Source organism: Staphylococcus sp. FSL W8-0271 (genome assembly GCF_038006605.1).
Classification (GTDB): domain Bacteria; phylum Bacillota; class Bacilli; order Staphylococcales; family Staphylococcaceae; genus Staphylococcus; species Staphylococcus cohnii.
The window spans coordinates 2,202,221-2,228,862 of the sequence record NZ_JBBOVM010000001.1 but is presented as its reverse complement, the minus strand read 5'-3'; the positions used below and the strand labels follow the sequence as shown (position 1 = coordinate 2,228,862).

At 31.2% G+C, this 26,642-nt stretch carries 29 protein-coding genes; 24 read left to right on the top strand and 5 right to left on the bottom strand.

The window, feature by feature from the left end; genetic code table 11:
• Positions 1-56 precede the first annotated feature (56 nt).
• From NST87_RS10980 to NST87_RS10920, 13 genes are all read left to right on the top strand, one after another.
• Positions 57-536: a GNAT family N-acetyltransferase gene (locus NST87_RS10980; RefSeq protein ID WP_064209583.1), complete on the top strand. Its 480-nt coding sequence runs from the start codon at positions 57-59 to the stop codon at positions 534-536.
• A 17-nt stretch (positions 537-553) separates the two neighbouring features.
• Positions 554-1,870 carry an HD domain-containing protein gene (locus NST87_RS10975; RefSeq protein ID WP_174894800.1) on the top strand — a complete coding sequence of 439 codons (1,317 nt, stop codon included), beginning with the start codon at positions 554-556 and terminating at the stop codon, positions 1,868-1,870.
• A 126-nt stretch (positions 1,871-1,996) separates the two neighbouring features.
• A complete protein-coding gene (locus NST87_RS10970; protein WP_046207290.1) occupies positions 1,997-2,509 on the top strand; it encodes a YwhD family protein in 513 nt (170 codons plus the stop codon).
• Between the two features lie 293 nt (positions 2,510-2,802).
• The gene (locus NST87_RS10965; RefSeq protein WP_340721703.1) at positions 2,803-3,216 is read left to right on the top strand and encodes a DUF1934 domain-containing protein; all 414 of its coding nucleotides are present in this window, start codon (positions 2,803-2,805) and stop codon (positions 3,214-3,216) included.
• Entirely contained in the window at positions 3,217-4,884 is a 1,668-nt protein-coding gene (argS, locus tag NST87_RS10960) for an arginine--tRNA ligase (RefSeq protein ID WP_340721702.1), read from the top strand.
• A gap of 153 nt (positions 4,885-5,037) precedes the next feature.
• A complete protein-coding gene (locus tag NST87_RS10955) occupies positions 5,038-5,673 on the top strand; it encodes an endonuclease III domain-containing protein (RefSeq protein WP_340721701.1) in 636 nt (211 codons plus the stop codon).
• Between the two features lie 76 nt (positions 5,674-5,749).
• A complete protein-coding gene (locus NST87_RS10950) occupies positions 5,750-6,631 on the top strand; it encodes an ABC transporter substrate-binding protein (RefSeq protein ID WP_046207294.1) in 882 nt (293 codons plus the stop codon).
• Between the two features lie 228 nt (positions 6,632-6,859).
• The gene (locus NST87_RS10945) at positions 6,860-7,810 is read left to right on the top strand and encodes a FecCD family ABC transporter permease (RefSeq protein WP_070038959.1); all 951 of its coding nucleotides are present in this window, start codon (positions 6,860-6,862) and stop codon (positions 7,808-7,810) included.
• 102 nt (positions 7,811-7,912) lie between these two features.
• Positions 7,913-8,611 (top strand): HAD family hydrolase, encoded by a 699-nt coding sequence (locus tag NST87_RS10940; RefSeq protein ID WP_046207296.1) that lies wholly within the window; start codon positions 7,913-7,915, stop codon positions 8,609-8,611.
• A 3-nt stretch (positions 8,612-8,614) separates the two neighbouring features.
• A complete protein-coding gene (locus NST87_RS10935; RefSeq protein WP_340721700.1) occupies positions 8,615-9,412 on the top strand; it encodes an alpha/beta fold hydrolase in 798 nt (265 codons plus the stop codon).
• Positions 9,413-9,560: 148 nt separating this feature from the next.
• Positions 9,561-10,067, top strand: coding sequence for an SA0570 family protein (locus NST87_RS10930; protein WP_019468424.1), 507 nt, complete (start codon positions 9,561-9,563; stop codon positions 10,065-10,067).
• A 140-nt stretch (positions 10,068-10,207) separates the two neighbouring features.
• The gene (locus NST87_RS10925; RefSeq protein ID WP_019468423.1) at positions 10,208-10,918 is read left to right on the top strand and encodes a hypothetical protein; all 711 of its coding nucleotides are present in this window, start codon (positions 10,208-10,210) and stop codon (positions 10,916-10,918) included.
• 217 nt (positions 10,919-11,135) lie between these two features.
• Positions 11,136-11,939: an alpha/beta fold hydrolase gene (locus tag NST87_RS10920; RefSeq protein ID WP_019468422.1), complete on the top strand. Its 804-nt coding sequence runs from the start codon at positions 11,136-11,138 to the stop codon at positions 11,937-11,939.
• A gap of 117 nt (positions 11,940-12,056) precedes the next feature.
• Here NST87_RS10920 and sarA read toward each other — a convergent pair whose 3' ends face one another.
• The 3 genes from sarA to NST87_RS10905 form a co-directional block, all read right to left on the bottom strand.
• Positions 12,057-12,431: a global transcriptional regulator SarA gene (gene sarA / locus NST87_RS10915; protein WP_019468421.1), complete on the bottom strand. Its 375-nt coding sequence runs from the start codon at positions 12,429-12,431 to the stop codon at positions 12,057-12,059.
• Between the two features lie 361 nt (positions 12,432-12,792).
• Positions 12,793-13,716 carry an efflux RND transporter periplasmic adaptor subunit gene (locus NST87_RS10910; RefSeq protein ID WP_340721699.1) on the bottom strand — a complete coding sequence of 308 codons (924 nt, stop codon included), beginning with the start codon at positions 13,714-13,716 and terminating at the stop codon, positions 12,793-12,795.
• Between the two features lie 204 nt (positions 13,717-13,920).
• Positions 13,921-14,850, bottom strand: coding sequence for a DMT family transporter (locus tag NST87_RS10905; RefSeq protein WP_019468418.1), 930 nt, complete (start codon positions 14,848-14,850; stop codon positions 13,921-13,923).
• A gap of 249 nt (positions 14,851-15,099) precedes the next feature.
• On the opposite strand from NST87_RS10905, the gene NST87_RS10900 reads away from it, so the two are divergent.
• A complete protein-coding gene (locus NST87_RS10900; protein WP_019468417.1) occupies positions 15,100-15,345 on the top strand; it encodes a hypothetical protein in 246 nt (81 codons plus the stop codon).
• Positions 15,346-15,443: 98 nt separating this feature from the next.
• A protein-coding gene (locus tag NST87_RS13850) for an IS3 family transposase (protein WP_437129139.1) occupies positions 15,444-16,987 on the top strand; the annotation gives its coding sequence in 2 pieces (ribosomal slippage) (positions 15,444-16,118 and positions 16,121-16,987; 1,542 coding nt in all).
• Between the two features lie 218 nt (positions 16,988-17,205).
• Here NST87_RS13850 and NST87_RS10885 read toward each other — a convergent pair.
• A complete protein-coding gene (locus NST87_RS10885; protein WP_019468416.1) occupies positions 17,206-17,424 on the bottom strand; it encodes a DUF2922 domain-containing protein in 219 nt (72 codons plus the stop codon).
• Between the two features lie 14 nt (positions 17,425-17,438).
• Positions 17,439-17,645, bottom strand: a complete 207-nt coding sequence (sroA, locus tag NST87_RS10880) for a sigS mRNA-stabilizing protein SroA (RefSeq protein ID WP_019468415.1) — start codon at positions 17,643-17,645, stop codon at positions 17,439-17,441.
• 146 nt (positions 17,646-17,791) lie between these two features.
• On the opposite strand from sroA, the gene NST87_RS10875 reads away from it, so the two are divergent.
• The 9 genes from NST87_RS10875 (at position 17,792) to NST87_RS10835 (ending at position 26,638) form a co-directional block, all read left to right on the top strand.
• Complete coding sequence (locus NST87_RS10875) at positions 17,792-18,343, top strand: tyrosine-type recombinase/integrase (RefSeq protein ID WP_019468414.1); 552 nt, start codon at positions 17,792-17,794, stop codon at positions 18,341-18,343.
• Between the two features lie 23 nt (positions 18,344-18,366).
• Positions 18,367-20,763 (top strand): DUF4040 family protein, encoded by a 2,397-nt coding sequence (locus NST87_RS10870; RefSeq protein WP_340721698.1) that lies wholly within the window; start codon positions 18,367-18,369, stop codon positions 20,761-20,763.
• Positions 20,750-21,175 (top strand): Na+/H+ antiporter Mnh2 subunit B, encoded by a 426-nt coding sequence (mnhB2, locus tag NST87_RS10865; RefSeq protein ID WP_019468412.1) that lies wholly within the window; start codon positions 20,750-20,752, stop codon positions 21,173-21,175. The genes NST87_RS10870 and mnhB2 overlap by 14 nt, the downstream gene beginning before the upstream one ends.
• A complete protein-coding gene (gene mnhC2 / locus NST87_RS10860; RefSeq protein ID WP_340721697.1) occupies positions 21,172-21,519 on the top strand; it encodes a Na+/H+ antiporter Mnh2 subunit C in 348 nt (115 codons plus the stop codon). Before mnhB2 ends, mnhC2 begins: the two co-directional genes overlap by 4 nt.
• Positions 21,509-23,011, top strand: a complete 1,503-nt coding sequence (gene mnhD2, locus NST87_RS10855; protein WP_340721696.1) for a Na+/H+ antiporter Mnh2 subunit D — start codon at positions 21,509-21,511, stop codon at positions 23,009-23,011. Before mnhC2 ends, mnhD2 begins: the two co-directional genes overlap by 11 nt.
• A complete protein-coding gene (gene mnhE2 / locus NST87_RS10850) occupies positions 23,011-23,493 on the top strand; it encodes a Na+/H+ antiporter Mnh2 subunit E (protein WP_340721695.1) in 483 nt (160 codons plus the stop codon). Before mnhD2 ends, mnhE2 begins: the two co-directional genes overlap by 1 nt.
• Complete coding sequence (gene mnhF2 / locus NST87_RS10845; protein WP_019468408.1) at positions 23,490-23,792, top strand: Na+/H+ antiporter Mnh2 subunit F; 303 nt, start codon at positions 23,490-23,492, stop codon at positions 23,790-23,792. The genes mnhE2 and mnhF2 overlap by 4 nt, the downstream gene beginning before the upstream one ends.
• The gene (locus NST87_RS10840; RefSeq protein WP_019468407.1) at positions 23,767-24,216 is read left to right on the top strand and encodes a Na+/H+ antiporter subunit G; all 450 of its coding nucleotides are present in this window, start codon (positions 23,767-23,769) and stop codon (positions 24,214-24,216) included. Before mnhF2 ends, NST87_RS10840 begins: the two co-directional genes overlap by 26 nt.
• Positions 24,217-24,586: 370 nt before the next feature.
• On the top strand, positions 24,587-26,638 hold the full coding sequence (locus NST87_RS10835; RefSeq protein ID WP_340721694.1) for a cation:proton antiporter: 2,052 nt from the start codon (positions 24,587-24,589) through the stop codon (positions 26,636-26,638).
• The last annotated feature ends 4 nt before the right edge of the window (positions 26,639-26,642 follow it).

Sequence of the window (26,642 nt, the reverse complement as noted above, 5' to 3'; positions counted from 1 at the left end):
CTAAAATTATGTTATAATATGAGTATTATTACCTACTATAAATAGGGGGAACCAACATGCACAAAGTTAGGAAAGCAGCTCCAGAAGATGTTGTAGGCATCAGAGATGTAGCAACAAAAGCTTGGTATAATACTTATTTAAATATCTATGCAGCTAAAACTGTAAATGAATTATTGGCTGCTTCATATAATGAACAACATTTACTTAAAAGGTTAGAAGAACAATTATTTTTAGTCATCGAAGAGGATGATCAGATCATTGGTTTTGCTAACTTTATATATGGCACTGAATTATTCTTATCAGCCCATTACGTGAGACCTTCGTGGCAACATCATGGATATGGTTCTGATTTACTGAAAGAAGGCTTGGCATATTTCCAAAATGAATATGATGAAGTATTTTTAGAAGTGGATAATAAGAATGATGAAGCGGTAGCTTTTTATGAACAAAAAGGGTTTGAGCGTGTGCGCTCGTATATGCACGTGATGTATGGGGAAGAAATGGATTTAGCATTGATGCGTAAAACTTTATCATAGATGCACATTAACAAGGTATGAATAGGAGGACGACATTGACTTTTACAACTTATGCTACACAAAAGTTACCTGAAGAAAAAGTATTTAAAGACCCCATTCATAGATATATTCATGTAAGAGACCAAGTGATTTGGGATTTGATTAAAACGAAAGAATTTCAACGTTTACGTCGTATAAAGCAATTGGGTACATTATACTTATCATTTCATACCGCTGAACACAGTAGATTTGGACATTCATTAGGTGTATATGAGATTGTTCGAAGATTAATTGATGATTCGTTTGACGGTCGTGAAGCATGGAATAATGATGATCGTCCACTTGCACTATGTGCCGCATTATTACACGACTTAGGTCATGGACCATTTTCACATAGCTTCGAGAAGATTTTTAATACAGATCATGAACAATTTACGCAAAAAATTATTACTGGCCCGACAGAAGTAAATCGTGTATTACGACGTGTTTCTGAAGATTTTCCGCAGCAAGTAGCTGATGTTATTAATAAAACACATGAAAATAAATTGGTCATCTCTATGATTTCTTCACAAATAGATGCTGATAGAATGGATTACTTGCAACGTGATGCATATTTTACGGGTGTTACGTATGGGCAATTTGATATGGAACGTATTTTGAGATTGATGCGACCTTCAAAAGATGAAGTACTTATTAAAGAAAGTGGTATGCATGCAGTAGAGAACTTCATTATGAGCCGTTACCAAATGTATTGGCAAGTTTACTTCCATCCAGTTAGTCGAGGTGGAGAAGTGTTGCTTAATAATTGTTTGAAACGAGCAAAGCAACTTTATAATGAAGGGTACACTTTTAAAAAATATCCTGCCGATTTTATACCGTTCTTTGAAGAATCTATGACGATTGAACAGTATGTAGATTTAGATGAAGCGGTTGTAGTTTATTACTTAAAAGCATGGATTAATGAAGATGACGCTATATTAAGTGATTTGTCTCGTAGATTTATTAATCGGGATTTGTTTAAATATATGCCATTTGATGGTTCTATTATTACAATTACAGAATTAACAGATTTGTTTATACAGGCAGGTATAGATCCGAATTATTACTTTGTAAGTGAATCCTTTTCTGATTTACCTTATGATTATGACCGTCCAGGATCAGACAGACAGCCGATTCATTTGTTGAGACGTAATGGTAAAATAAGAGAAATTAGTAGTCAATCCTTAGTTATTCATAGTATAACTGGCATTAACAGACAAGATTATAAATTATATTATCCAAAAGAATTTATTTCTGATATAGAAGATGACCAAGTTAGAAATGCTATTAATAGTATATTAGATGAATTAAATTAAGCACTTAAAAATTGATGACTTTTATCACTTTGTTAAATATGGCAAAATTTTAATATAGACAACTTATGTAGGATTGTAATTTAACAATTGCAGCGCTACTTGTTTTAATAATGGAGGTGGAAGCTGATGGCTGAAAATAAGGGATTTAAATTCAATATTATTAAAAATGATCCGTTGGATGGTCACAAAGGTACCAATATTGGTTCTATAAGTTTAGACAACGTAGCACCAGTGTTTATCGATGTTGCAAACGAAGAGGCATTTATTGATATTGCAGGTATGCATGCGCGTTCTAGTGTTGAAAAAGGTGTCAAATGGATTAAAGATAAGGCGACCGTTGAAGGTGAAGAGGCGAAAGAATATTGGTTGTGTTGGGTTACAACAGAACGTGGTGAAAATGGTCCCTACTATGCCGGACTAACAGCATGCTATTTATTAGTAAATAGAAGTATTCGTAGAGGTTACAAAAGTATGCCTGAACATGTCAATATGATGGACAAATCAATGAAACATAATATTGAAATCGATCAAATAGGTGACCAAAATAAAAAAATATTAGCAGCGTTTCTTAAATCGCATGATATAGATATGTGGAATAACTCTGATGCTTCATTGCATGAAGCTTTAGAGACAGTTTAATATCATTAGTTTTTAAGAGTTCAACGATATTAAACGAAGAACATCGGTATTTAAATGCATGTAACGTGTGAATTGAGATATTTGTATCATTTGAAAAGAGTAGAAATACGAAATCAGATTTTGATTTTGTTTTTTCTACTTTTTTTATGTGTGATTTTTGAATATTGTGAAGGTGTTGTAAACGAACTTTGAAAATGTAGATTATGAATTTAAATTAATTTAGCAACTGTTTTGCATATTTCAAGTATGCTATAATGGTTTGTATTATTTTAAAGATTAGGGTGAAACTTACATTGGAAAACAATGTTGAAATCCAAACGAAACAAGTGGTTAAACAATTCGATAACAAGGAAAAATTCTCATTGTCTACTACAGGATCTTGGCAAAAACGTAAAGCCGATTTTATTCGTTATCAAGAAGAGATAGACGGAGCAATCGTTAATGTGACAGTTAAAATTGAAAGTTCAGGAGTAAAGATTATCCGCAATGGTGATATTAAGTTAAACCTTCATTTTGTAGAAGGTGGGGAAACGATTACTTTGTATGAAATTAGTGGCGGTCGCATACCATTGATCGTTTATACACATTCTATTTTACATTTTGTAAATGATAATGGTGGAAAATTGAAAGTGCATTATGATTTAATTCAAGATGAAGAGAAGATGGGATCTTATCAATATGAAATTACTTACAAGGAGATGCCGTAAATGAACATAATCGAACAAGTCAAACAAAAGTTGGTTGAAGAAATTAAGAAAAGTATTCAACAAGCACAACTTGCCGACGTGAATGAAATACCTGAAATTAAAATCGAAATACCAAAAGACAATAAAAATGGTGACTATTCAACAAACATAGCAATGGTCTTAACAAAAATAGCGAAACGTAATCCACGCGAAATCGCAACAGCAATTGTTGAAAATTTGGATACAACGGCTGCACAAGTTGAAAAAGTTGATATCGCAGGACCTGGTTTTATCAATTTTTATTTAGATAGTGCTTATTTGACTGCGATTATTACTGAAGCAATCAATAATGGTGATCAATTTGGTCATAAAAAAGTTAAAAATGGTGAAAATATTTTATTAGAATATGTATCGGCTAATCCTACAGGTGATTTACATATAGGTCATGCCCGTAATGCTGCAGTTGGCGATACGTTGGCCAATATATTAGAAGCGGCTGGTTATAATGTCACAAGAGAATATTATATTAATGATGCTGGTAATCAAATTACCAATTTAGCTCGTTCAATAGAAGCACGTTATTTTGAAGCGCTTGGTGATTATTCTTTTGAAATGCCAGAAGGTGGCTATCACGGAAAAGATATCATCAATATTGGTAAAGATTTGGCAGAGAAACAACCGGAAATAAAGGGTTTAGACGAAGAAGCACGTATTAAAACATTCAGACAACTTGGCGTCGATTACGAAATGCAAAAACTAAGAAAAGACTTAGCTGATTTTAATACACATTATGATAATTGGTTTAGCGAAACAACGCTTTATGAATCTGGTGAAATCAAACAAGTACTTAATAAAATGACTGAACTTGGTTACACTTATGAAGAAGATGGTGCAACATGGTTACGTACAACTGATTTCTCGGATGACAAAGATCGTGTATTGATTAAAAAAGATGGTAATTATACTTACTTTTTACCAGATATTGCATACCATTTTGATAAAATTGAACGTGGTAACGATATATTAATAAACTTATTTGGTGCAGATCACCATGGCTATATACAGCGTTTGAAAGCATCAATGGAAACATTTGGTGTTGATAGCGAGCGTCTTGAAATTCAAATTATGCAAATGGTCCGCTTAATGCAGGACGGTCAAGAAGTGAAAATGAGTAAACGTACTGGAAATGCAATTACTTTACGTGAAATTATGGATGAAGTAGGCGTGGATGCCGCGAGATATTTCTTAACGATGCGCAGTCCTGATACGCATTTTGATTTTGATATGGAATTAGCAAAGCAAGAATCACAAGATAATCCGGTATATTATGCACAATATGCACATGCACGTATTTGTTCAATTTTAAAACAAGCTAAAGAAAAAGGCATTGAACCTTCAACTGACGCAGACTATTCGTTTATCACAAACGATAAAGCGATTGAGCTTATGAAAAAAATTGCTGAATTTGAACCAACGATTGAAAGTGCCGCAACACACAGAGCACCACATAGAATTACAAACTATATTCAAGATTTGGCAGCACATTTCCATAAGTTTTACAATGATGAAAAAGTTTTAACAGATGATTTAGAAAAAACAAAAGCGTTGATTGCATTAATTGATGCAGTGAGAATTACATTACATAATGCATTAAACCTTGTTGGCGTAACAGCGCCAGAGTCAATGTAATTATTATGTAATTAAAGTAGTCCTTTATTTAAGAGCAAGTTTAGGTTTGTTAATCATAGTTTGATGCATTTCCGTCAGTACTATCACCAAACCTTACTTGCTCTTTTTTGATATTGGTTACTTCATCGTGATCACTGGGAGGGTAATGCTAACATGTTAGATATTCAGTCGCTTTATAAATTATTATCTTCACATATGGGATCACAACATTGGTGGCCTGCTGAGTCTAAAATCGAAGTGATATTAGGAGCGATTTTAGTACAAAATACCAATTGGAGAAATGCTGCTTATGCGCTTGAACAATTAAAGGTGAAGACTGAATTTGATCCAGAGCAGATGCTAAATTTGAATTTGGAATCTTTGCAAATGCTTATAAAATCAAGCGGATTTTATAAAAATAAAACTAAAACGATTTTGAATATACTTGCCTGGTTGAAACGTTTTGATTTTGATTATCAAGCTGTAAGATCATATTATCAACTTCAATTGCGTAATGCTTTATTAGAAATCAAAGGTATTGGTAGTGAAACGGCAGATGTGTGTTTAGTTTATATTTTTGAAGAAGTTGTCTTTATTCCAGATAGTTATACTAGAAGAATTTTTAAAAAACTAGGCTATACCAACACAGAAAGTTATGAGAAATTGAAGCGACATATTGAACTTCCTGAAACATTTACTAATGCAGATGCTAATGAATTTCATGCGTTGTTAGATAATTTTGGGAAAAATTACTTTAATGGAAAAAATGAAAACAAGTATACATTTTTAGATCCTTATTTTGAAAATTAAATTTCATAAAATAGACTTAACGATTGAGATGAGAGTTTGGTAATATAGAATAAAATAACTATTAGGAGATTAAGGTATGAAGAAATGGAATAAATTATTATGTTTGTTACTTGTTTTTGTAGTAGTCTTAACTGCTTGTGGTACGAAGTCAGACCAAAAGCATGATGAAGGGCAATCTGAGGGTCACACTTATAAACGTATTATTTCTCTAATGCCTAGTAATACGGAAATTTTATATGAACTCGGTTTGGGTGACGATGTGATAGGCGTATCAACTGTAGATGATTATCCTAAAGAAGTAAAAGATAAGAAACAATTTGATGCGATGAAACTTAATAAAGAATCATTGATGAAAGCCAAACCAGATTTAATATTGGCACATGAATCTCAAAAAGCGACGAATGATAAAGTACTTAAAGGATTAAAAGATAGTGGTGTGAAAGTTGTTTATGTGAAAGATGCACAATCTATTGATGAAATGTATGAATCATTTATGCAAATTGGTAAGGTAACGCATAAAGAAAAAGCAGCCAAAAAACTCGTTAAAGAAACAAAACAAAATATCGAAAACGTAAAAAAATCAGTGCCTAATGATGTAAAAGGGCAAAAAGTTTTCATGGAAATTTCATCTGAACCAGAAATATACACTGCAGGTAAAGAAACATTTTTTGATGATATGCTGACACAATTAAAAGCAGAAAACAGTTTTTCTAATTTAAAAGGTTGGCAGAAGGTGAGTAAAGAAGATATTATTAAGCAAAATCCAGATTTGATGATATCAACAATGGGTATTTCATCATCTGAATATCAAAAAATGATTAACAAACGTGGTGGTTTTAATCAAATTAAAGCGGTACAGCACAATAAAGTTAAAGCTGTTAATGGTGATGAAATATCAAGACCAGGTCCACGTATAGATGATGGATTGAAAAAATTGAAAGAAGCTATTTATGAATAGTAATTTACTAAAACACAAAGATAGATTAGCCTAGGAACTAAATAGCTTTCGCTAACAAATAAACGTCAATTGCTATAGAAATGATATAGAATTGACGTTTTCTTTATGAATTTCTTATCATGTGATATTTACTTTTAGCATAAAAATATATACCATTTTAATAACGAACAATAAATATTTTTATCATTCAATATAACTGAACGATTTTATTGAAAGCGTGGCAAAGACATGAAATATAATAAAGCACTTATTATTTGTATCGTCCTACTCATTATCAGTATGCTACTAAGCATGCTTTGGAATATCGGTAATATTAATGAAGCATTGTCACAATCTATATTATTTCAAGTTAGAGTGCCTAGAACACTTCAAGCATTATTAGCAGGTATTGGTTTAACATTAGCAGGTCATATGTTTCAGACGCTATTAAATAACCCATTAGCCGACAGCTTTACATTAGGTTTAGCAAGTGGGGCAACTTTTGGTTCTGGTATAGCTGTAGTATTAGGGTTATCGTTTTTATGGTTACCAGTTTTTTCTGTTATTTTTAGTGTTATCACATTAATTACAGTGATCTCACTTACTACTGCTATGTCTAAAGGCTATCCGATAAGGACACTCATCTTATCCGGTATTATGATAGGTGCATTGTTTAATGCATTTCTTTATGTATTGATTATTTTTAATCAACAGAAGATGAATAATATTGTGAATTATATGTTTGGCGGTTTCTCATCTGCAGAGTATAACGAGGTAATATATATAGGTATTACGTTATTCATCGGTATTATTGTATTATGTAGTTTAATACCAAAAATTAAGATATTACAGCTAGGCCATTTGAAAGGAACATCTTTAGGTTTAAATGTACAATCATTAACATATTGCGTGTTATTAATTGCTTCATTGATTACTGCAGTAATTGTCGCATATGTAGGCATCATTGGTTTTATAGGCATGATTATTCCACAGCTTGTACGACGTCAGGGTCAGCAGTTCAATCTTGGACAACAAATGGTACTAAATATGTTTATAGGTGGTATAGTGATGGTAATGTCGGATTGGTTAGGAAGTATATTGTTAAGCCCATTTGAAATTCCTGCTAGTATTATTTTAGCATTATTAGGCATACCAGTACTATTTTACATCATGATCACTCAACCACGGAGCATAGAATAAACTTAAGGATTACTATCGTCTCGAGATGGTTTATACGATATAATGATATTTATTAATTAAGGTTAAGTAAAAGGTAAACCTAAGATTGAAGAGGTTATGATTATGGATTTAACTCAGGTGAAAGCGATTGTATTTGATTTAGAAGGGACATTATTAGACAGAAAGAAATCTCGAGAAAAATTTATAGAAGAGCAGTTTGAAAGGTTTCATGACTATTTTGTACGCATACAATTGGAAGACTTCAAACGTAAATTTATAGCACTAGATGATGATGAAGATCACGATAAACCTGAATTATATAAGGCGCTCATTAAAGATTTTCATGTAGATCGACTAACTTGGAAAGATTTGTTTAGTGATTTTGAAATGCATTTTTACAGATATGTATTTCCATATTATGATACACAGTATACTTTAGAAAAATTAACAGAGAATGGTTATTTGACTGGTGTGATTGCAAATGGTAAGTCAAAAATCAAACAATTTCGTCTGCACGCTTTAGGTATCGAAGATAGTATCAATTATTTATCTACATCTGAAACTGTAGGTTACCGCAAGCCCCATCCTAAAATTTTTGAAGATATGTTGTCGCAATTAGGTACCAAACCTGAAGAAACAATATATGTTGGTGATGATCCACTCAATGATGTAGCACCTGCAAGGGCCATGGGTATGATTAGTGTTTGGTTTAATGAAGATAATGAAAATGATCTAACACCTTTACCAGAAGAAGTAGATTTTACGATTAAAACTACGGAAGAATTACTTTCCATTTTATCAATTAATAAGAAAGGGAGATAAATGATGAACCTATTTACAACAAGTGATGGTGTTGCTTTAAATTACAAGACGAGTGGAGAAGGTAAAGCAATTGTCATGATTCATACTGCTTTTGATAACTTTTCAGTGTTTAATGATTTAGAACCTAAATTTAATAAAGATTATCAGGTAGTACTTATCGATTTAAGAGGTCATGGCTATTCCGATAAACCGAATGAAATCAATTTCAAAACATATGCAAAAGACATTAAGGAATTATTAGATTATTTATATATTCATGAATGTTCTGTCATAGCTCACGAATTAGGCGGTTCAATTGCTGCATTATTTGCAACACAATATCCGGAAATAGTGTCATCATTAACGATGGTGAATCCTACACTATTGAATGACATCACGCCTGAAGAGCGTTTATATAGAAAATATTCAGATAAAATTAGAAATTGGGATGATGAAACACAACAAAAATTCCTTGATAAACAATTATATTATTCTAAAAGAAAAGCAAAAAAATTCTTAAAACAAGTTGAAAATACGAATAGTTTGTCTACGAAATCAGAAATCGAAGCGGTAAAACAATCATTTATTGATAATAATGTTATGCATTATTTGAAATCATTAGATTTACCCACATTAATTATTGTTGGACAACACGGAGAAAGAACAACAATATTTGAAGCAAAAGAAGTTGCAGATTATATCGGAAATACCCAATTCGAAGTTTTCGAAGCGTCTGGATTATATCCGTTTGTAGAAGAAAAAGATAAATTTATCAGTGATGTGAGCAGATTTATAGAACAACATCTACAAATAGCATCTTAATTTTAACGGATGGATAGATTTCTTGAGATATTACAATGCTACACTGTTTTGTAATCGTTTTGTAACATCACTGTTATTTTAGTAATGTTTATAGTACAATGTGAATAAGCACAATGAAGGTAAGTTAAATATAAAGGAGAGAGTGCTTATGAAAAAAATATGTGCAGCAGTTTTAGTTACAGGTTTGGCATTTTCTGGTATTTCTGCAGGAAGTGTTGAAGCAGCATCAGGGAACTCTATCCAAAGTGTTAATGAATTGCAACATGGTGATCAATCCTTAGAAGGCGCGAAATTAGGAAGTTCTATTCAATCAGTATTAAAAAATAATAAAAAACCAGTTTATTCATATAAACCTGATGGCTCAGAACATTATTATGAATTTAAAAAAGATAATGGTGTCCTTGTGGTAACTGCAGATGGCAAGAAAAATAATGGTAAGATTATACGTGTATCAATGAGTTACAACGATACAAATGGACCATCATATAAAGAAGTTAAAAAGGCTGTAAGCAATGAAGCAGTTGCTCGTGAACATTATAATAAAGTAACAGGCAACTTTGGATATGTTCAAGACAATCAAGTATCTTATCAATTTAGTTCTCCATCACCGAGTGATAAAAATATTAAACTTTATCGCATTGATATTGGTAAATAATCTTCACTTGTAATTATTAAAATGGATAATAACCGACAAGTTTAAAGCTATATACTTGTCGGTTATTTTATTGTTACAATAAGTGAAAGTCTAATTTTATTAATAAATAAAATACTTATTTAACAAAAAAGGAGCCTATCATGAGAGTCAATGACAAAGTATTAATAGAAAATATCAATGATTATTTTACTCATAAAGGTCTTTCTCCCAATCTTATAGATGATATTAAAGGAAAATTGAAAAAAGAGTTAAAGAAATCAGAAGCACAAGATTTGGATTATATAGAATACAGAAAGAAATCACCAGCTGAAATAATTTTAACGATTCAGCGCAATTTATTTACATTACAATTAAATCCAATTGTATTTTTTATTATCAATTTTATTTTATTATCTTACTTGTATGATAAACAATACGTGCCGTTCCAAGCAGCGACTGGCTTATCAATTTTTTATTGTTTAATTATTTTACCTATTTCAATCTTCATTTATTTGAGAATTGATTGGAAAAATTATCTCTATAGTAATAAATTTGAAAGAGTGATAGGGCTCAGTGTTGCAGCAGCAGCGCTTATCTTGGTATTTGCGCATGCTTTTGGATTTAATTTAGGTATCGTAGCTGTCTCGTTATACGCGCATCAATTTATCTTTTTTGTAGGTATTATATTTAGTATTTCAGGTGTCTACTTTAAAAGATTAGAATTTACTGGAATTGGCTTATTATTTTGCCAAAAAACAATAGATGCGATGGTTAGCAATCCAGTGATTACGCAAATTGCATCTATTGTGATTTGGGTATTATTATTAATTGTCATAATTTATTATACAATTAGAATATCTTCAAGAAATTAAAGTTTCGTAATTACTCGGTGGTGTTGTAATATAATAAGTTGCATATACTCAACTTACATTTAATGTGCCAAAAACATTAAGTGCAGGTTGAGTATTTTTATCTTTAAAGCCCAATACTATAAGGTCATAGTAAAAAAACGTTGCAGTTAAATATTTTAAAATGAGCATATGCATCATAAATCGAGGGTATATAAATCATATAAGGAGGTGGCCCACAATGGAAAAAGTAGAAATTAGTTGTAATACTAAATTGGCATACATCCGTGAGGGTCTAGGCTTTCCTATAATTTTAATTCATGGTTTAGATGGTAATCTAGCTTCTCTATGTAGTTTAAAAGATGAATTAAAACATAATTATGATGTCATTACTTATGATGTTAGAGGACATGGTAAGTCTTCAAAACCTAATGCATATCATTTAAAAGACCACGTAGAAGATTTGAAATTATTAATGAAAAAGTTAAATATTGAAAAAGCGCATATAATTGGTCATGATATGGGTGGACTTATTGCTAAACATTTTGGTGATAAATATGAATATATGGTTGCGTCATTAACTTTAATTGCATGTAATCTTATTGATAGTGTATTGGAGTTAAACAAATTAATGATTGAACATGACGACGAAATAGAAGGATTTGATAAATCTGAATCTCTGATTTTATTATTACCTTATATGTATAAAGAACAAGAAAAAGCTAAAAAATGGTTTCAATCACAGTTGATTTATAATAGGCAATCGGCTGAAGAAAGCGCGATAGCTACAAGAGCACTAATGGAATTTCCTGTATATAATCAAAACATTGTACTTGAACAAACGAATATTCCCACACTAATTGTAAATGGTAATTATGATCCATTAATTACTAAAGAAATGAAGCGCGAATACGATCAGGTATTTCATAATTTGAAAATAGTTAATTTTAACCAATCAGGGCACGCACCTCATATTGAAGAACCAAACCACTTTTTAGACGTTTTTTTAGCATTTATAAAAACAAATGCATACTCAGAAGGATAATATTGTTAAAACATATGATGCTTATTTTTTGATATATAAAAAAACCACTTCACCAAATTAATTCGGCGAAGTGGTTTTTTATGTTGCTAGATATTTTAAGTGGGAAGCTAAAGTTAGTTATACTTCTTTTTCATCATTTGCTTCTTGAATACGCTTGTTCACACGTGATAATAATTCATTAATTTTTTTACGTTGTTTTGAATCAACTAATATTAAAACTGTTCTTTCATCGTGTTCATTACGCTTTTTATCAAAATAATCTTCTTGAGATAAGTTTTTAACCGCTTTAACAACTTGAGGTTGTTTATAATTTAAATGATTAATAATATCTTTTAGATAATACTCTTCACTTTCATGTTCACTAATATATGTTAATACAGCGAATTCTTCGAAACTTACTGAAAACTCTTTTTTGATAATACTTTTTAATTTATCAGCGTACGTTACCATTGCTAATAGTTCAAAACAGTCATTTATTTTGGTGATAGCCATTTTTAATTCCTCCCTAATTTATATGCCCAATCTAATATACATATTAAAAATGTTTTGTATAATAATTTGTCTTAATTCAAAGTTGAATACAAAGTTTTTATCATAATTTACAGCTCTGATATATTTGGGTAAAATATATTAAAACTAGCATTATTTAGTTTATTATAACTAAATTAAAATAGCAAGTAAACATAAAACTGATTAAACGGTACGGTAATGTTTAAATTTATTAATTCAATTATTTAAACACCAATCATTTAATTATAATAATTTCTCTAAATTTACAATTTACCACTATTTGATAAAAACAGTAAAAAACAAATTATATTTTAAAGATTTATTGTGTTTATACTGTGCACATCTAATTTTTGGACCGCACAGTATCAACATTTCTAGCTATGATATCTCCAGGTTTTAAACCTTCAATGATAAGCATAGTTTTTCTATTACCCGATTTTTCTGATTTAATAACTTTTTTAATAAATTTTTTATTTCTTAGTAAATAAACAAATTGTTCATTATCTATTGCAGTACGTGTTATTTCTATCAGAGTAGTTGGTTTTTCAATTTTTACATGTTCACCAAAAAAATGATCAGCATTTGGTGAAATTTCAAGTAAATATTTAGATGGTTTAGCTAAATTTTTTTGATTGATTGGAAGTTTAGATATATGCGTAATTGTACCAAAACTATTATTTGTAATATCACTACTTATCTTTACTTTGTCCTTGATACGTAAGTCGTTTTTTTCTTTCTCAGAAATCTCTGCTCTTATGACAGGCTTAGGATCATAGATTTGGATAAAGGGTAGGTTTTGTGAAAGCATATGCGAGGGGTTTATGATAACTGTACCAGAAATCGGTGAGAAAATTGTAGTACGCAGTTTAGATTGTAAATGGGAAATTTCAGTTTTTAAGTTAATAAGTTCAGCTGAAGTAGATTTATTAGTTTTAATGAGTTGCGCTAATAACTTTTGTTTTTGAGCGATGTTTTGTTCAATGTGCGGATTATAATACTCAAAAAGTGGTTGGTTTTGTGTTACTTTTGTTTCGGTTTGTACAAACCAGTCGTGAATAGCACCTTGAGAAGTATCATAATTGATCGATACTAACTGAGAAGGCTCTTGTCTTCCTATAAAGTATGGTAATTTTTTATAAGAAATTTTAACTGTTTCGATATGCTTTTCATAGTTACTACTATGTGTTTTTAAATAAAACCATAAGGATATGGCGATTGTGCTAAAAAGGGTTAATAACGTGGTTAATATGATAAAGATACGTTTCAAAATTTGTCACCTCTAGATGTTTTATTGTACTGATTATACTGCTTTTATAACTACTGCGCTACAGAAAAAAGAAGCTAAGACAAATTAATTGTCTTAGCTTCTTATCATTAAAACAAACCCAAGGACTATTATTATGAGTAAGGTAGAGGGTATAATTTTTTTGAATATATTAAAATTGTATTTTACGTTCTAGGCTATTATTAATTAAAATAATCTTAAAAGTACGATACCAATCATCATAGCTACAATGCCAATGATTTTTCGCTTCGTAATTTTATTAACATAAGTACCTAACAATCCAAAGTGATCAATGATTACACCCATTAACATTTGACCTAACATCACAATAATTGTAGTTAAAGCAGCACCTAGGTGTGGCATCAATATAATATTTGTAGTGACAAAAATCACTCCAAGAATGCCACCAATGAAATAAATTGGTTTTAATTTGCCTTTTTGCTGATCATAAGCTTTCATCTTAAGTGTTCTATTGAAGATTAAAGTTAGGATGAATAATGCTATTGTACCAATCGTAAATGAAATTAAAGACGCTAAAATGGATGAATGTAATTGTTGTCCTAATGCGCTATTAATCGCAGTTTGTATTGGTGGACAAAAGCCGAATACAAAACCGATGATCAACCAAATATATACTTGAGCATTCATGTTTTTATCTTTGGGATTACTACGTACATAATTCATAAGTATAATGCCAAGCATTAAAAAGAGAATACCCAATACTTTAAACATAGTAAAAGGCTCTACATCTGCGCCAAACCAACCAAAAGTATCAATTGTAACGCCCATAATAATTTGGCCAGCAACTGTCATTACGACGGTTAAAGATGCACCTAATCTCGGCAGTAATAATAAATTCCCTGTAAGAAAAATAACACCTAATATACCGCCGACAAACCATATGTAACTCAATGATTGATTACTATAAAAATCAGTAGTAAAAACATGTGGGTTGGTAATTAAATTGATTAAGATTAAAAAGGTAGTTCCAGTAGCAAAAGAAATTGTAGATGCATAGAATGAAGACTTCGTATAAAGACTTAATCTTGAATTTATCGAAGTTTGAAAAGGAACGACCATCCCAGCAACAATTCCTACTAAATATAAAAAAATCATTAAATCACGCTTTCTCCTAAGATAATTATATTATATAGGAAAGGTGTGGATTTTCCTATGCTCTTTTCTATTTATAAAAGAGGGAAGTATAAAATAATGTACACAACTAATGAAATATAATAAAATACTTATGTTGATGTTATAATAAAAGGAAAATTATTAGATTTAAATTGAAAATCAAGACCTATAAAAATTAGTAAGATGAATTTTTGGTGGTTTAAAAATATATAGAAGTGGTGACAATTTACATTGAAACAACTTTCAATCATACGCTTATTAGATGAAGAAACTTTTTTTATAGGTGCAGGAAGTAATGAAGGAATTCAAAAAGAACAATTTATAGAAGTATTAAATCCTAGGAAATCATATAAAAATCTTGCTCAAGTGACAGAAGTTTTTGGACAATATGCAATGTGTAAAAAATTAGGCAAAAGTAAGATTTTTTTCGGTGATACAGTTAGGTTAAGACCGATTAGAAACAAAAAACATCATTAATAATATCGTATAAGTGATAAAAAGCGAATGCAATTTGATTTGATATGCTCCCTTCAAAGTAGACACTTAAAAATGTAAACTTTGAAGGGAGCTTTTTTATGACTCATAGAAAATTATCACCTGAAACTTATCAAAAAGCTTTCAGCTTATATGAAGAAGGATATAGTATGAAAAATGTAATTCAAAAATTAAATTTAAATTGTTCTCCTAGAACATTATTGATTAACTATTATAAATTTAAGAAGCATGGAATAAAGGTGCTTTTACCAATTCAGAGAAATAATACCTACTCAAATGAATTTAAGCTTAAAGTTGTGCACGAATATATAAATGATGGCCTATCTTTAACTGATTTAGTAGTTAAATATAATATCCCCACTACTTCAACTGTAAACAAATGGATTTCAAAGTATTTGTCGGGTAAAATATTAAAAACATATTCTCCAAAACCCGAGGTGTATCAATTGAAATATAAATCATTAACATTTGAAGATCGTGTAGAAATCGTTGATTATTATATGAATCATGGCCAATCGTATAAGACAACAGCAAATCATTTTAACATCAATTATAGCCAAGTATATAACTGGGTAAAAAAGTACAACTTGCATGGATATGATGGGCTTAAAGATGGACGTGGAAAAGGGAAACCCCAGTCTGTATTAACACCTGAAGAGGCATTAAAAGCTGAAATTAAGATACTTAAAGAGAAAAATAAATTTCTTCAAATGGAAAATGACGTTTTAAAAAAGGAAGAAGAAATAGAAAGGAAGTTGATGAAACAGGCATCAGACAAAAAGCATCATACCAAACGGTAAAAGCATTTAAAAACCTTTATCCGATAGCTTGGTTATGTTCAGTATTAAAGATATCACGTTCAAGTTACTATAAATGGTTACATCGCAAACCATCAAATAAAGAAATTGAAAACCAAAAATTGATCAAAGATATCGTTGATATCTACAATAAATACAAAGGCATATATGGATATCGTCGTATATACATATATTTAAGACTTAAACTACATCAAAAAGTAAATCATAAACGTGTCTATAGATTGATGAATCAACTGAATCTAAAATCTACTATCCGCCCTAAAAGAAAACGATATATTAAAACAACACCTGAAATTACAGCACATAATATATTAAATAGAAAATTTGAAGAACAAATCCCAAATAAAAAATGGTTAACTGACGTTACAGAATTCAAACTAAGCAATGGTAAAAAACTTTACTTAAGTGCTATTTATGACTTAGGCAGCAAACAGATTATCAGTCATAAATTAAGTACCTCAAATAACAATAAATTTGTATTAGATACGCTCAAAAAAGCAGTCAAACTTGTGCCGAATACCGAAGGTATACTCTTACATAGCGACAGAGGATATCAATATACAAGCAGATTATTTAAAGTTACGTTAGAGCAACTTGGTATAAAACAAAGTATGTCACGACCAGGATGTTGCATAGATAATGGACCTATGGAAGGTGTATGGGGAACTATTAAAAGTGAATTGTTTAGAGGAAGAAAAAAAGTGATTTTTAAAGACAAGGCTACAGCAATAAAAGCAATTAATTCATATATAGAATTTTTTAATCAAGAAAGAATAACATTAAAAATGGCTACCCTTATATCGTAAATATAAGGTAGCCATAAACATTTTGTTTTTTTCACTGTCTACTTGACAGGGTGCAGTTCAATTCGTTGATTGTCACTTTTTTTATTTAAAACAAGGTAGCAACCTAATACTTATGTGTATCAGGCTGCTACGATTGTTTATATAATTTATTTACTTCAGTTTCGCTGACTATACAAACTCACTAGAAAAATGATACGTGTGTTTGAAATTTTATTGATTTAACTTTCAAAAATTAATTTTGTAGATTTATCTATGATTTGTGCTGCACGCACTGTAGTAGGAATACCCGCTTTAGGACGCAAGATATCTAGAGCGACTAATTTGTTCATTCCATCTTTTACTGTGCTTTCATTGATGAAGTGCTCTATTTTGGGTAATTGTAATTTAATGTCTTTGTTAACAGCATCGTTGAATATAAGTTCTAAAGTTTGACTCATAATATTTAACCTCCTTAATTAACTGTTTCAGTTTTAATGATTTCCACTGTTTCAAATTTTTCTCCAGTGATTTGTTCAATGATAGATTTGAAACTTTTAATTTGATCAGTTGTTGCTTGGGTATTCAGATTTGCAAAGTGACGTTTAAATTGTGTAGCTTTTCCATCTTTGTCATATGTTATTCGTGACATAGTGACGGCTAAGTGACTGATTTGGTTCATTTGTCTAACCTCCTTTCACTATATATATCGTTATTAAATTTCAAATGGGTCAAAAAAATTTGAAAAAATTAGACAAAATACTTTCATGTGACAAAAACATGCTATATCATTAAATATGCAACATTAATTAATTCAGAGGTGAATTTATGAATCAAGTAGACCCTATTAGGAATACTAATGAGATAAAAGCGATGTATGAGGTTTTAAAAGCCAAATCCATGCGTGATTATCTGTTGTTTAAGTTTGCAATACATACTGGTGTGAAGCTTTCCTCATTATTAAATTTAAATGTAAGTGATGTGAAAATAGAGGACGATGATATCAAACACTATTGGATAGAGTCGCATGCACCTAAAATTCAGATCAGATTACCAGAAACTTTGAGAAATGAATTAATGACATATATATCAGAACAACAATTGAAGAATGATGAGTTATTATTTCAGTCTAATAGGACATTAAAAGGTCTATCACGCCAGCAAGCTTATCGCATTATTCATCTTGCTGCAGAAGATTTAGGAATGTTACATATTGGTTTGACGACGTTGCGTAAAACATTTGCCTATCATGCTTATCAATCAGGTATTTCAATATCGATTATTCAAAAGTACCTAGGACATCAAACAACCTTTGAAACAATGAAGTTTATAGGTATTTCTACAAAATCTAGCAAAACAACGATAGCTTTAAATTTGTAAATTATAGTTAAAGGGGGTATAAGATGAGTTTAGTTTATTTACTGAGTGCGATCGTTTTAATAATGATGGTACTTTTGCTCACAATGACGAAACGAAAATTTCATAAATTTGCTGGGCCGATCGCTTTAATCGCTCCAATCATTTCTTCTATTTACTTTCTATGGCAGTTGCCACAAGTAATGAAGGGGCAATTTGTATCAATTAAAATCCCTTGGCTCACATTATTAGATATAAATATAGATTTTAGACTAGATGGATTAAGTTTATTTTTTAGTTTGTTAATATCGCTCATTGGACTAGCAGTGTTTTATTATGCTACACAATACTTATCAAAAGAACATGATCATTTGCCACGTTTTTATATATACTTATTGTTATTTATGTTCAGTATGCTTGGTATTGTTACAGCAAATAATACAATTTTGATGTATGTATTCTGGGAATTGACGAGTGTATCATCTTTCTTACTCATTGCTTACTGGTACAGTAAAGGCGCAAGTCAATTTGGTGCTATCCAATCGTTTATGATCACAGTATTTGGTGGTCTTGCACTATTAACAGGTTTTATCATGATTTATATTGTTACGGGTACAAATTCTATTACATCGATTATTGCGCAAAGTGACAAAATAGCGGATAGTCAGTTGTTTATACCGATTATTATACTGTTGCTTTTAGGTGCATTTACTAAATCAGCACAATTTCCTTTCCATATTTGGTTACCAAAAGCCATGGAAGCACCGACACCCGTGAGTGCTTATTTACACTCTGCCACAATGGTAAAAGCAGGTATATTTTTACTATTTAGATTTACGCCTGTTTTAGGGCTAAGTGATTTTTATATTTATTGTGTCACTTTTGTTGGATTGATAACAATGATTTTTGGGGCGGTTAATGCCACTCGACAATATGATTTGAAAGGGATTTTAGCTTATTCTACAATCAGTCAACTAGGTATGATAGTTTCTATGGTCGGCCTCGGTGGAGGCTTTGCACAACATGCCACTGGTGAACTATCTAAAGTATACAGCCTTATTCTCTTCGCAGGTCTTTTCCATTTGATGAATCATGCGTTATTTAAAGGTGCTTTATTTATGGGTGTTGGTATCATTGATCATGAAACAGGTACGAGAGATATACGTAAATTGTCTGGATTGAGAAAAGTACTGCCAATTACACATGTAGTTATGTTACTTTCAGCTTTATCTATGGCTGGTATCCCATTTCTTAATGGTTTCTTAAGTAAAGAAATGTTTTTTGATGGTTTGGTAAGTTCATACCAATTACTTCAATTTAATATCACTTTAACAATTATTATTGCAGTGATAGGTGTTGTTGCTAGTATTTTCACGCTTATTTATGCAGTTTACATGATTAAGGAAGTTTTCTGGGGAGACTTTAAACATAATGATTCACCAGTACAAAGTCCCCATGAACCATTTTTATTTACACTACCTTCTGCAATTATGATGATTTTGTTGCCGATTGTGTTTTTTGTGCCAAATTTATTTGGACATCATATTATTTTACCGGCATTACGAAGTATCACAATTGGAGAAAAAGTAGATAATATTGCACCGCATATTTCACAATGGCACGGATTTAATTTACCACTGTTGTTAAGTTTCATTGTGATTGTTGTAGGTTTTATAGCAGCGCTTAAAATTGATTGGAAAAAACAATCCGAAAAAATCAGGGTCAAATCTATAACAGATGTTTATTTAGACTCATATAAACAGTTTGAAAATTATTCAGGTTATAGTATTCGTACATTGATGAATAACCGTTTAAATCATTATATTATATTAACGTTAGCGGTTTTCATCATAGTAGTTGTTTATGGAATCATCCAAGCTGGATTTCCTGACGTTAAACAGATACATGTCAGTGAATTTGGCCCATTAGAAATCATCACGTTAATTGTTGTTTTTATTTTAGGTATTGCTTTAACGTTTATTCGTCAACGTTTAACGATGGTAATATTAAACGGCATTATTGGTTACTGTGTAACGATATTCTTCATTTTAATGAAAGCACCAGACTTAGCGCTGACGCAATTAGTGGTAGAAACAATAACTACAATATTGTTTATTGTAAGTTTTTCACGCTTACCAAACGTACCACGTTCAAAAGTTCATAAGAAACGAGAAGCTGTTAAGATTGTTGTTTCATTAATGATGGCGATTACTGTAGTTACACTAGTTTTCATTGCTCAGCAAGGCCAAACTATGCCAACGATTTCAACTTTTTATCACGACGCATATAAACTTGCAGGCGGTAAAAATATTGTAAATGCTATTCTTGGTGATTTTCGTGCTATGGATACCTTATTTGAAGGTATGGTATTAATCATCGCTGGTTTGGGTATCTATACATTACTTAACTTTAAAGAACGGAGGGGTCAAGATGAAAGAGAATGATGTAGTCTTACGAACAATTACTAAAATTGTTGTATTTATATTGTTAACATTCGGGTTCTACTTATTTTTAGCAGGACATAATAATCCTGGCGGTGGATTTATCGGTGGTCTTGTATTCAGTTCTGCATTTTTACTTATGTTCTTGGCCTTCGACGTTAAGCAAGTATTAGTCGCTTTGCCACTTGATTTTAGAATATTAATGATCATCGGCTCCTTAGTATCATTTGCTACTGCAGTCATACCAATGTTCTTTGGTAAACCGTTCCTTTACCAAACAGATGCATACGTTCAATTACCGATACTAGGTGAAGTACATTTAACAACTGTTACGCTTTTCGAAGCTGGCATTGTTTTAGCGGTCGTAGGCGTTGTAGTAACAGTTATGCTATCCATAAGTGGTGGTCGCTCATGAATTTTATATTGTTAATGGTGATTGGCTTCTTAATATTTATAGGAACGTATATGATATTATCAGTCAATTTAATCCGTATCGTCATAGGTATTTCAATTTATACGCATGCAGGAAATTTAATTATCATGAGCATGGGTCGTTATGGTAAGAATATGGTAGAACCACTTATTGGTGAAGGTAGTAAAAACTTCGTAGATCCATTGTTGCAAGCTATTGTATTGACTGCTATTGTGATAGGTTTTGCCATGACTGCGTTTTTACTTGTACTCGTATATAGAACGTATCGAGTTACTAAAGAAGATGAAATTGATGTGTTAAGAGGTGATGACGATAATGATGAGTAATTTGTTAATTCTGCCATTACTTCTGCCAGCAATTTGTGCGCTTGTACTGGTATTTATTCGCACGCATAGCAGATTATCAAGGATTTTTTCAATTGGCACAATGTCGCTTACGACAATCATATCTTTATTGTTATTGATTTATGTAATGCAACATAAGCCAATTGCTTTAGATTTTGGTGGTTGGGAAGCACCTTATGGTATTCAATTTGTTGGTGACTCATTGAGTTTACTCATGGTCACGACATCTAGTTTTGTCGTGACGTTAATTATGGCATATGGTTTTGGTAGCAGAGAAAAAAGAGCAATTCGTTATTACTTACCGAGTTTTATTCTGTTTTTAACAGTAGGCGTTATTGGTTCGTTTTTAACTGCAGATTTATTTAATATATATGTCATGTTTGAGGTAATGTTGCTTGCGTCGTTTGTGTTAATTACGTTAGGACAATCAGTAGAGCAGTTACGTGCAGCTATTATTTACGTTGTACTTAATATTTTAGGTTCTTGGTTGTTATTATTAGGCATTGGTTTATTATACAAACTTACTGGTACTTTAAATTTTGCTTTAGTAGCACAAAGAATAACTGAGATGCAAGGGGAAAGTTCAGTAGTAATTATTTCAATGGTGTTTTTAATTGCATTTGGTGCCAAAGCTGCGCTTGTATTATTCATGTGGCTTCCTAAAGCATATGCTGTTTTAAACACTGAATTAGCAGCATTATTTGCTGCATTAATGACAAAAGTAGGCGCTTATGCTTTGATACGTTTCTTCACATTGTTATTTGATAATCATAGTGGTATTACACATCCGCTATTAGTTGTCTTATCTTGTATAACGATGTTAATTGGTGCATTTGGTGTCTTAGCTTATCGAGATATTAAAAAAATAGCAGCATATCAAGTTATTCTTTCTATTGGTTTTATAATTTTAGGCCTAGGATCAAATACAATTTCAGGTGTCAATGGTTCTATTTTTTATCTGACAAATGATATTGTAGTGAAAACACTGCTGTTCTTTATCATTGGTAGCTTGGTATATATTACTGGTTATCGACAATATAAAAACTTATATGGTTTAGCTAAAAGAGAACCATTCTTTGGTGTAGCATTTGTGGTAATGATTTTAGCAATTGGTGGCGTTCCACCATTTAGTGGTTTCCCTGGAAAAGTGTTTATTTTTAAAGGGGCTGTTGAAAATGGTAATTATATTGGTTTAACTTTGATGATTTTAACTAGTCTGATTGGTATGTTTAGCTTGTTTAGAATTTTCTTCACAATGTATTTAGGTAATTCTGATAAAGGCGAACATATAGACTTCAAACCAATTCCTAGATATCGTAAAGGCTTAATCGGCATTCTTGTAGCAGCAATTATCGGTATGGGCCTAGCTGCACCATTGATTTTCAAAGTAACTGATAATGCTACCCATTTAAATATGGATGATGGATTATATGAAAAAATGGTCAATCCTCATTTAGTGAAGGAGGAGAAATAATGAGACAAGTCTTACTTAATATGGTCATTGCATTTTTATGGGTGCTATTTCAAGATGAAGAATCATTTAAAGCTTCTACCTTCTTCTCAGGTTATCTTATTGGTTTTGTAGTTATTTATATACTACATCGTTTTTTTGGCCAACAATTTTATTTAAAAAAAGTTTGGGTAGCATTTAAATTTTTAACAGTATACTTATATCAGTTAATTACATCAAGTATGACCACAATAAACTACATTTTATTTAAAACGAAAGACTTAAACCCTGGTTTAGTTAGATATGAAACGACTTTAGAAACAGATTGGGAAGTTTCCTTCTTAACGATTCTAATTATAATTACACCTGGTTCCACAGTCATTAGAATTTCAAAGGAAAGAAAAAAGATTTTTATACATGCAATTGATATCTCTGAAAAAGAAAAACAGAAACTGCTTAAAAGTATTAGACAATATGAAGGTCTCATATTGGAGGTGGCAGAATGATCGAATCACTGATAAATTTCTTTATAACAAGTTCAATTATTTTGTTTGGTATCGCACTTATTTTAACGTTGTTTAGGTTAGTAAAAGGACCAACGACGGCTGATAGGGTGGTTGCATTTGATACTGCTAGTGCTATATTAATGTCAACGGTCGGTGTGTTAAGTATTGTTTTTGGTACTTTTTCTTTCTTAGATTCTATCTTGTTGATTGCGATCATTTCATTTGTAAGCACCGTTTCTATTTCAAGATTTATAGAGGGGGGGCATGTCTTTAATGCAAATAACAAGCGAAATCGTTAATTTAATTGCAGCTTTTATGATGTTCTTGGGCAGTATTATAGCTTTGATTAGTGCAATTGGTCTTATTAAGTTCCAAGACGTATTTTTAAGAAGTCATGCCTCTACGAAAAGTTCTACATTATCGGTATTGTTAACACTTGTAGGTGTTGTCATTTATTTCATTTCTTCACAAGGTTATTTAAGTGTTAGGATGATTTTAGCATTGGTATTTATCAATTTGACTTCTCCAGTAGGTGGACACTTAATATCCAGAGCAGCATACCGAACAGGCGCTTATATGTATAGGAAAAGTGATGCACCTAAACAAACAAGTATCTTATTAAGCGCTTCGGAAAATGACACATTTGAACAATTGAAAAAACGTGCTCAAATTCGTGAAGAGCGTAGACATAAAATTAATGAAAAAGAACAAGATAAGTATTAAGTTAAATACAATCTACTTGTTGGTTATGTATTAGACTAGGCGGGTTGGAAATCAAAATTAAGTTTGATCTCTAATCCGCTATTTCTATATATAACGTTTTAAAAGTTTTGTTAGTGTTTATGATTGTGGAATAACAAAATTTAATCATGATTGAAGTGCAATACATTTTAGTGGCTACTAAAAAAATGATAAAATTATATATATTTGTAATTGTGTTAATGTAAAAAAATATATATCAGGGAAACATCATTGCTCATATAAACAATGATATATAAGAGTTTGAGACACAATATGTTCATAAATAAACGATTGTATTTTTGTTTCAACCTCAACAATTATGAAAGTTTAAATGTTGAAAAGAGGTGAAACCATGCAAATATTCGAAACGATACTTATATTTTTAGCGGTAGTAATCGCAAGTTCTTTAGTGCATATACTATTACCTAAAATTCCTTTAGCTTTTATTCAAATTATCCTCGGTATGTTATTGTATATTACACCAGTTCCCGTAGAGTTCCATTTTGATTCGGAATTATTTATGGTTGCCTTGATAGCCCCGCTATTATTTGTTGAAGGTGTAAAAGTCTCTCGTGTGCATTTAAGGCGTTATATCAAACCGGTTTTAATGATGGCATTAGGTCTTGTAGTAACTACTGTAATCGTAGTTGGCTTATTTGTACATTGGATTTGGCCTGATCTTCCATTAGCTGCTGCGTTTGCGCTAGCTGCAATCTTATGTCCCACTGATGCTGTTGCTGTTCAAGCAATTACGAATGGTAAAGTACTACCCAAAGGCTCTATGACAATTTTAGAGGGTGAATCATTATTAAATGATGCTGCTGGTATCATATCTTTTAAAATTGCTGTAGCTGCATTGATTACGGGTGGCTTTTCGATGGTGAATGCAGTTGAACAATTTTTAGTATCCTCAATTGGTGGATTTATTGTTGGTTTAATTATTGGCGTAGCACTCGTTAGGTTTAGAGTATCACTTTCCAGAAGAGGTATAGAAAATATAAATATGTTTACATTTATACAGCTTGTGACGCCTTTTATTACATATCTTGTTGCTGAAATGTTTCATTCTTCAGGTATTATTGCAGCTGTAGTAGCAGGTTTGGTACACGGTTTTGAACGTGACCGAATTGCACAAGCACGTACTAGATTACAAATGAGTTATAACCATACCTGGAATATATTGGGCTATGCATTAAATGGTTTTGTTTTTTCTATTTTAGGATTTTTAGTTCCAGAACTTGTAGGTCGAATTATAGAAAATGAACCCCATAATTTTATTTTTCTAATTGTAGTTACAGTTTTAATTGCTTTAGCAATATATTTATTTAGATTTTTATGGGTTTTTGTTTTATATCCTTATTTTTATTTACCAATCAGTCCATTCCAAAAAATACTTACGAATTATGAAGATAATACGAAAGTCACTGAGAAACCACCGAAGCGTGGTATGTATGCTTTTATCATGACGTTGTGTGGTGTACATGGGACAATTTCTTTAGCGATTGCCTTAACATTACCTTATATGTTGGCAGATCATCATTCGTTTGTATTTAGAGATGACTTATTATTTATCGCATCTGGTATGGTCATTATAAGTTTAATTATTGCACAATTTGTGTTACCTATTGTGACACCTAATGCGGTTCAACCAAAACAACACGGTATGAGCTTTAAAAAAGCAAGGGTATATATTTTAGAAAATGTTATAGAACACTTAAATAAATTATCCTCTGAAGAATCAAGTTATCTATATGGTAATGTTATTAAAGAATATCATGATAAATTGGCATTTCTTAAAACTGTTGAGAACGAAGATGAAAATACCAAAGAGTTAGAACGGTTACAAAAAATCGCTTTTGATGTTGAAAATAATACGTTGAATAGTTTGGTATCTAATGGTGATATCACAACCAATATCTTAGATAACTATATGCGCTATGCGGAACGTACTCAGGTTTATAAACAATCTTCTCTAATTCAACGTATTAAAGTGGAATTAAAAACATTTATTTTAAAAAGTAGAATTAAAACGAAAGTGAGAACAAACGCAGCTTCCTCATTATCAGTGATTGAAAACTTGAGAGAAATTTCTAATGTTATGAGAACCGTGCACTATCGTGTAGTTAGTCGTTTAGGTAAAGAAACAACTGAAGAAAATAAATTAGAAGTAGGCATGATTTGTGATAGTTATTTAATGAGAATTGAAAACTTAACACCATCTAACTTCTTTAATCCAAAAAGTGAAACTTCTATTACTAAAATTAAATTGGGTGCACTTAGAGAACAGCGTCGTGTTCTAAATGAACTTACTGAAGACGAAGAAGTTAGTGAAGTTACTGCGCTAAAATTACGTGAAGCGATTAATTATGATGAAATGATTATCGTTGATAGTTTAACAGACTAAAGTA

Bases quoted from the DNA above. Each gene is read 5' to 3' on its own strand.
- NST87_RS10935 (WP_340721700.1), top strand. From the start codon at position 8,615: ATGAACCTATTTACAACAAGTGATGGTGTTGCTTTAAATTACAAGACG.
- sarA (WP_019468421.1), bottom strand. From the start codon at position 12,431: ATGGCTATCACCAAAATAAATGACTGTTTTGAACTATTAGCAATGGTA.
- NST87_RS10945 (WP_070038959.1), top strand. From the start codon at position 6,860: ATGAAATATAATAAAGCACTTATTATTTGTATCGTCCTACTCATTATC.
- NST87_RS10920 (WP_019468422.1), top strand. From the start codon at position 11,136: ATGGAAAAAGTAGAAATTAGTTGTAATACTAAATTGGCATACATCCGT.
- NST87_RS10975 (WP_174894800.1), top strand. From the start codon at position 554: ATGAATAGGAGGACGACATTGACTTTTACAACTTATGCTACACAAAAG.
- NST87_RS10885 (WP_019468416.1), bottom strand. From the start codon at position 17,424: ATGAGTCAAACTTTAGAACTTATATTCAACGATGCTGTTAACAAAGAC.
- NST87_RS10905 (WP_019468418.1), bottom strand. From the start codon at position 14,850: ATGATTTTTTTATATTTAGTAGGAATTGTTGCTGGGATGGTCGTTCCT.
- mnhC2 (WP_340721697.1), top strand. From the start codon at position 21,172: ATGAATTTTATATTGTTAATGGTGATTGGCTTCTTAATATTTATAGGA.
- mnhD2 (WP_340721696.1), top strand. From the start codon at position 21,509: ATGATGAGTAATTTGTTAATTCTGCCATTACTTCTGCCAGCAATTTGT.
- NST87_RS10840 (WP_019468407.1), top strand. From the start codon at position 23,767: ATGCAAATAACAAGCGAAATCGTTAATTTAATTGCAGCTTTTATGATG.
- argS (WP_340721702.1), top strand. From the start codon at position 3,217: ATGAACATAATCGAACAAGTCAAACAAAAGTTGGTTGAAGAAATTAAG.
- NST87_RS10870 (WP_340721698.1), top strand. From the start codon at position 18,367: ATGAGTTTAGTTTATTTACTGAGTGCGATCGTTTTAATAATGATGGTA.
- mnhB2 (WP_019468412.1), top strand. From the start codon at position 20,750: ATGAAAGAGAATGATGTAGTCTTACGAACAATTACTAAAATTGTTGTA.
- NST87_RS10835 (WP_340721694.1), top strand. From the start codon at position 24,587: ATGCAAATATTCGAAACGATACTTATATTTTTAGCGGTAGTAATCGCA.
- NST87_RS10930 (WP_019468424.1), top strand. From the start codon at position 9,561: ATGAAAAAAATATGTGCAGCAGTTTTAGTTACAGGTTTGGCATTTTCT.
- mnhE2 (WP_340721695.1), top strand. From the start codon at position 23,011: ATGAGACAAGTCTTACTTAATATGGTCATTGCATTTTTATGGGTGCTA.
- mnhF2 (WP_019468408.1), top strand. From the start codon at position 23,490: ATGATCGAATCACTGATAAATTTCTTTATAACAAGTTCAATTATTTTG.
- NST87_RS10970 (WP_046207290.1), top strand. From the start codon at position 1,997: ATGGCTGAAAATAAGGGATTTAAATTCAATATTATTAAAAATGATCCG.
- sroA (WP_019468415.1), bottom strand. From the start codon at position 17,645: ATGAACCAAATCAGTCACTTAGCCGTCACTATGTCACGAATAACATAT.
- NST87_RS10940 (WP_046207296.1), top strand. From the start codon at position 7,913: ATGGATTTAACTCAGGTGAAAGCGATTGTATTTGATTTAGAAGGGACA.
- NST87_RS10950 (WP_046207294.1), top strand. From the start codon at position 5,750: ATGAAGAAATGGAATAAATTATTATGTTTGTTACTTGTTTTTGTAGTA.
- NST87_RS10955 (WP_340721701.1), top strand. From the start codon at position 5,038: ATGTTAGATATTCAGTCGCTTTATAAATTATTATCTTCACATATGGGA.
- NST87_RS10980 (WP_064209583.1), top strand. From the start codon at position 57: ATGCACAAAGTTAGGAAAGCAGCTCCAGAAGATGTTGTAGGCATCAGA.
- NST87_RS10925 (WP_019468423.1), top strand. From the start codon at position 10,208: ATGAGAGTCAATGACAAAGTATTAATAGAAAATATCAATGATTATTTT.
- NST87_RS10875 (WP_019468414.1), top strand. From the start codon at position 17,792: ATGAATCAAGTAGACCCTATTAGGAATACTAATGAGATAAAAGCGATG.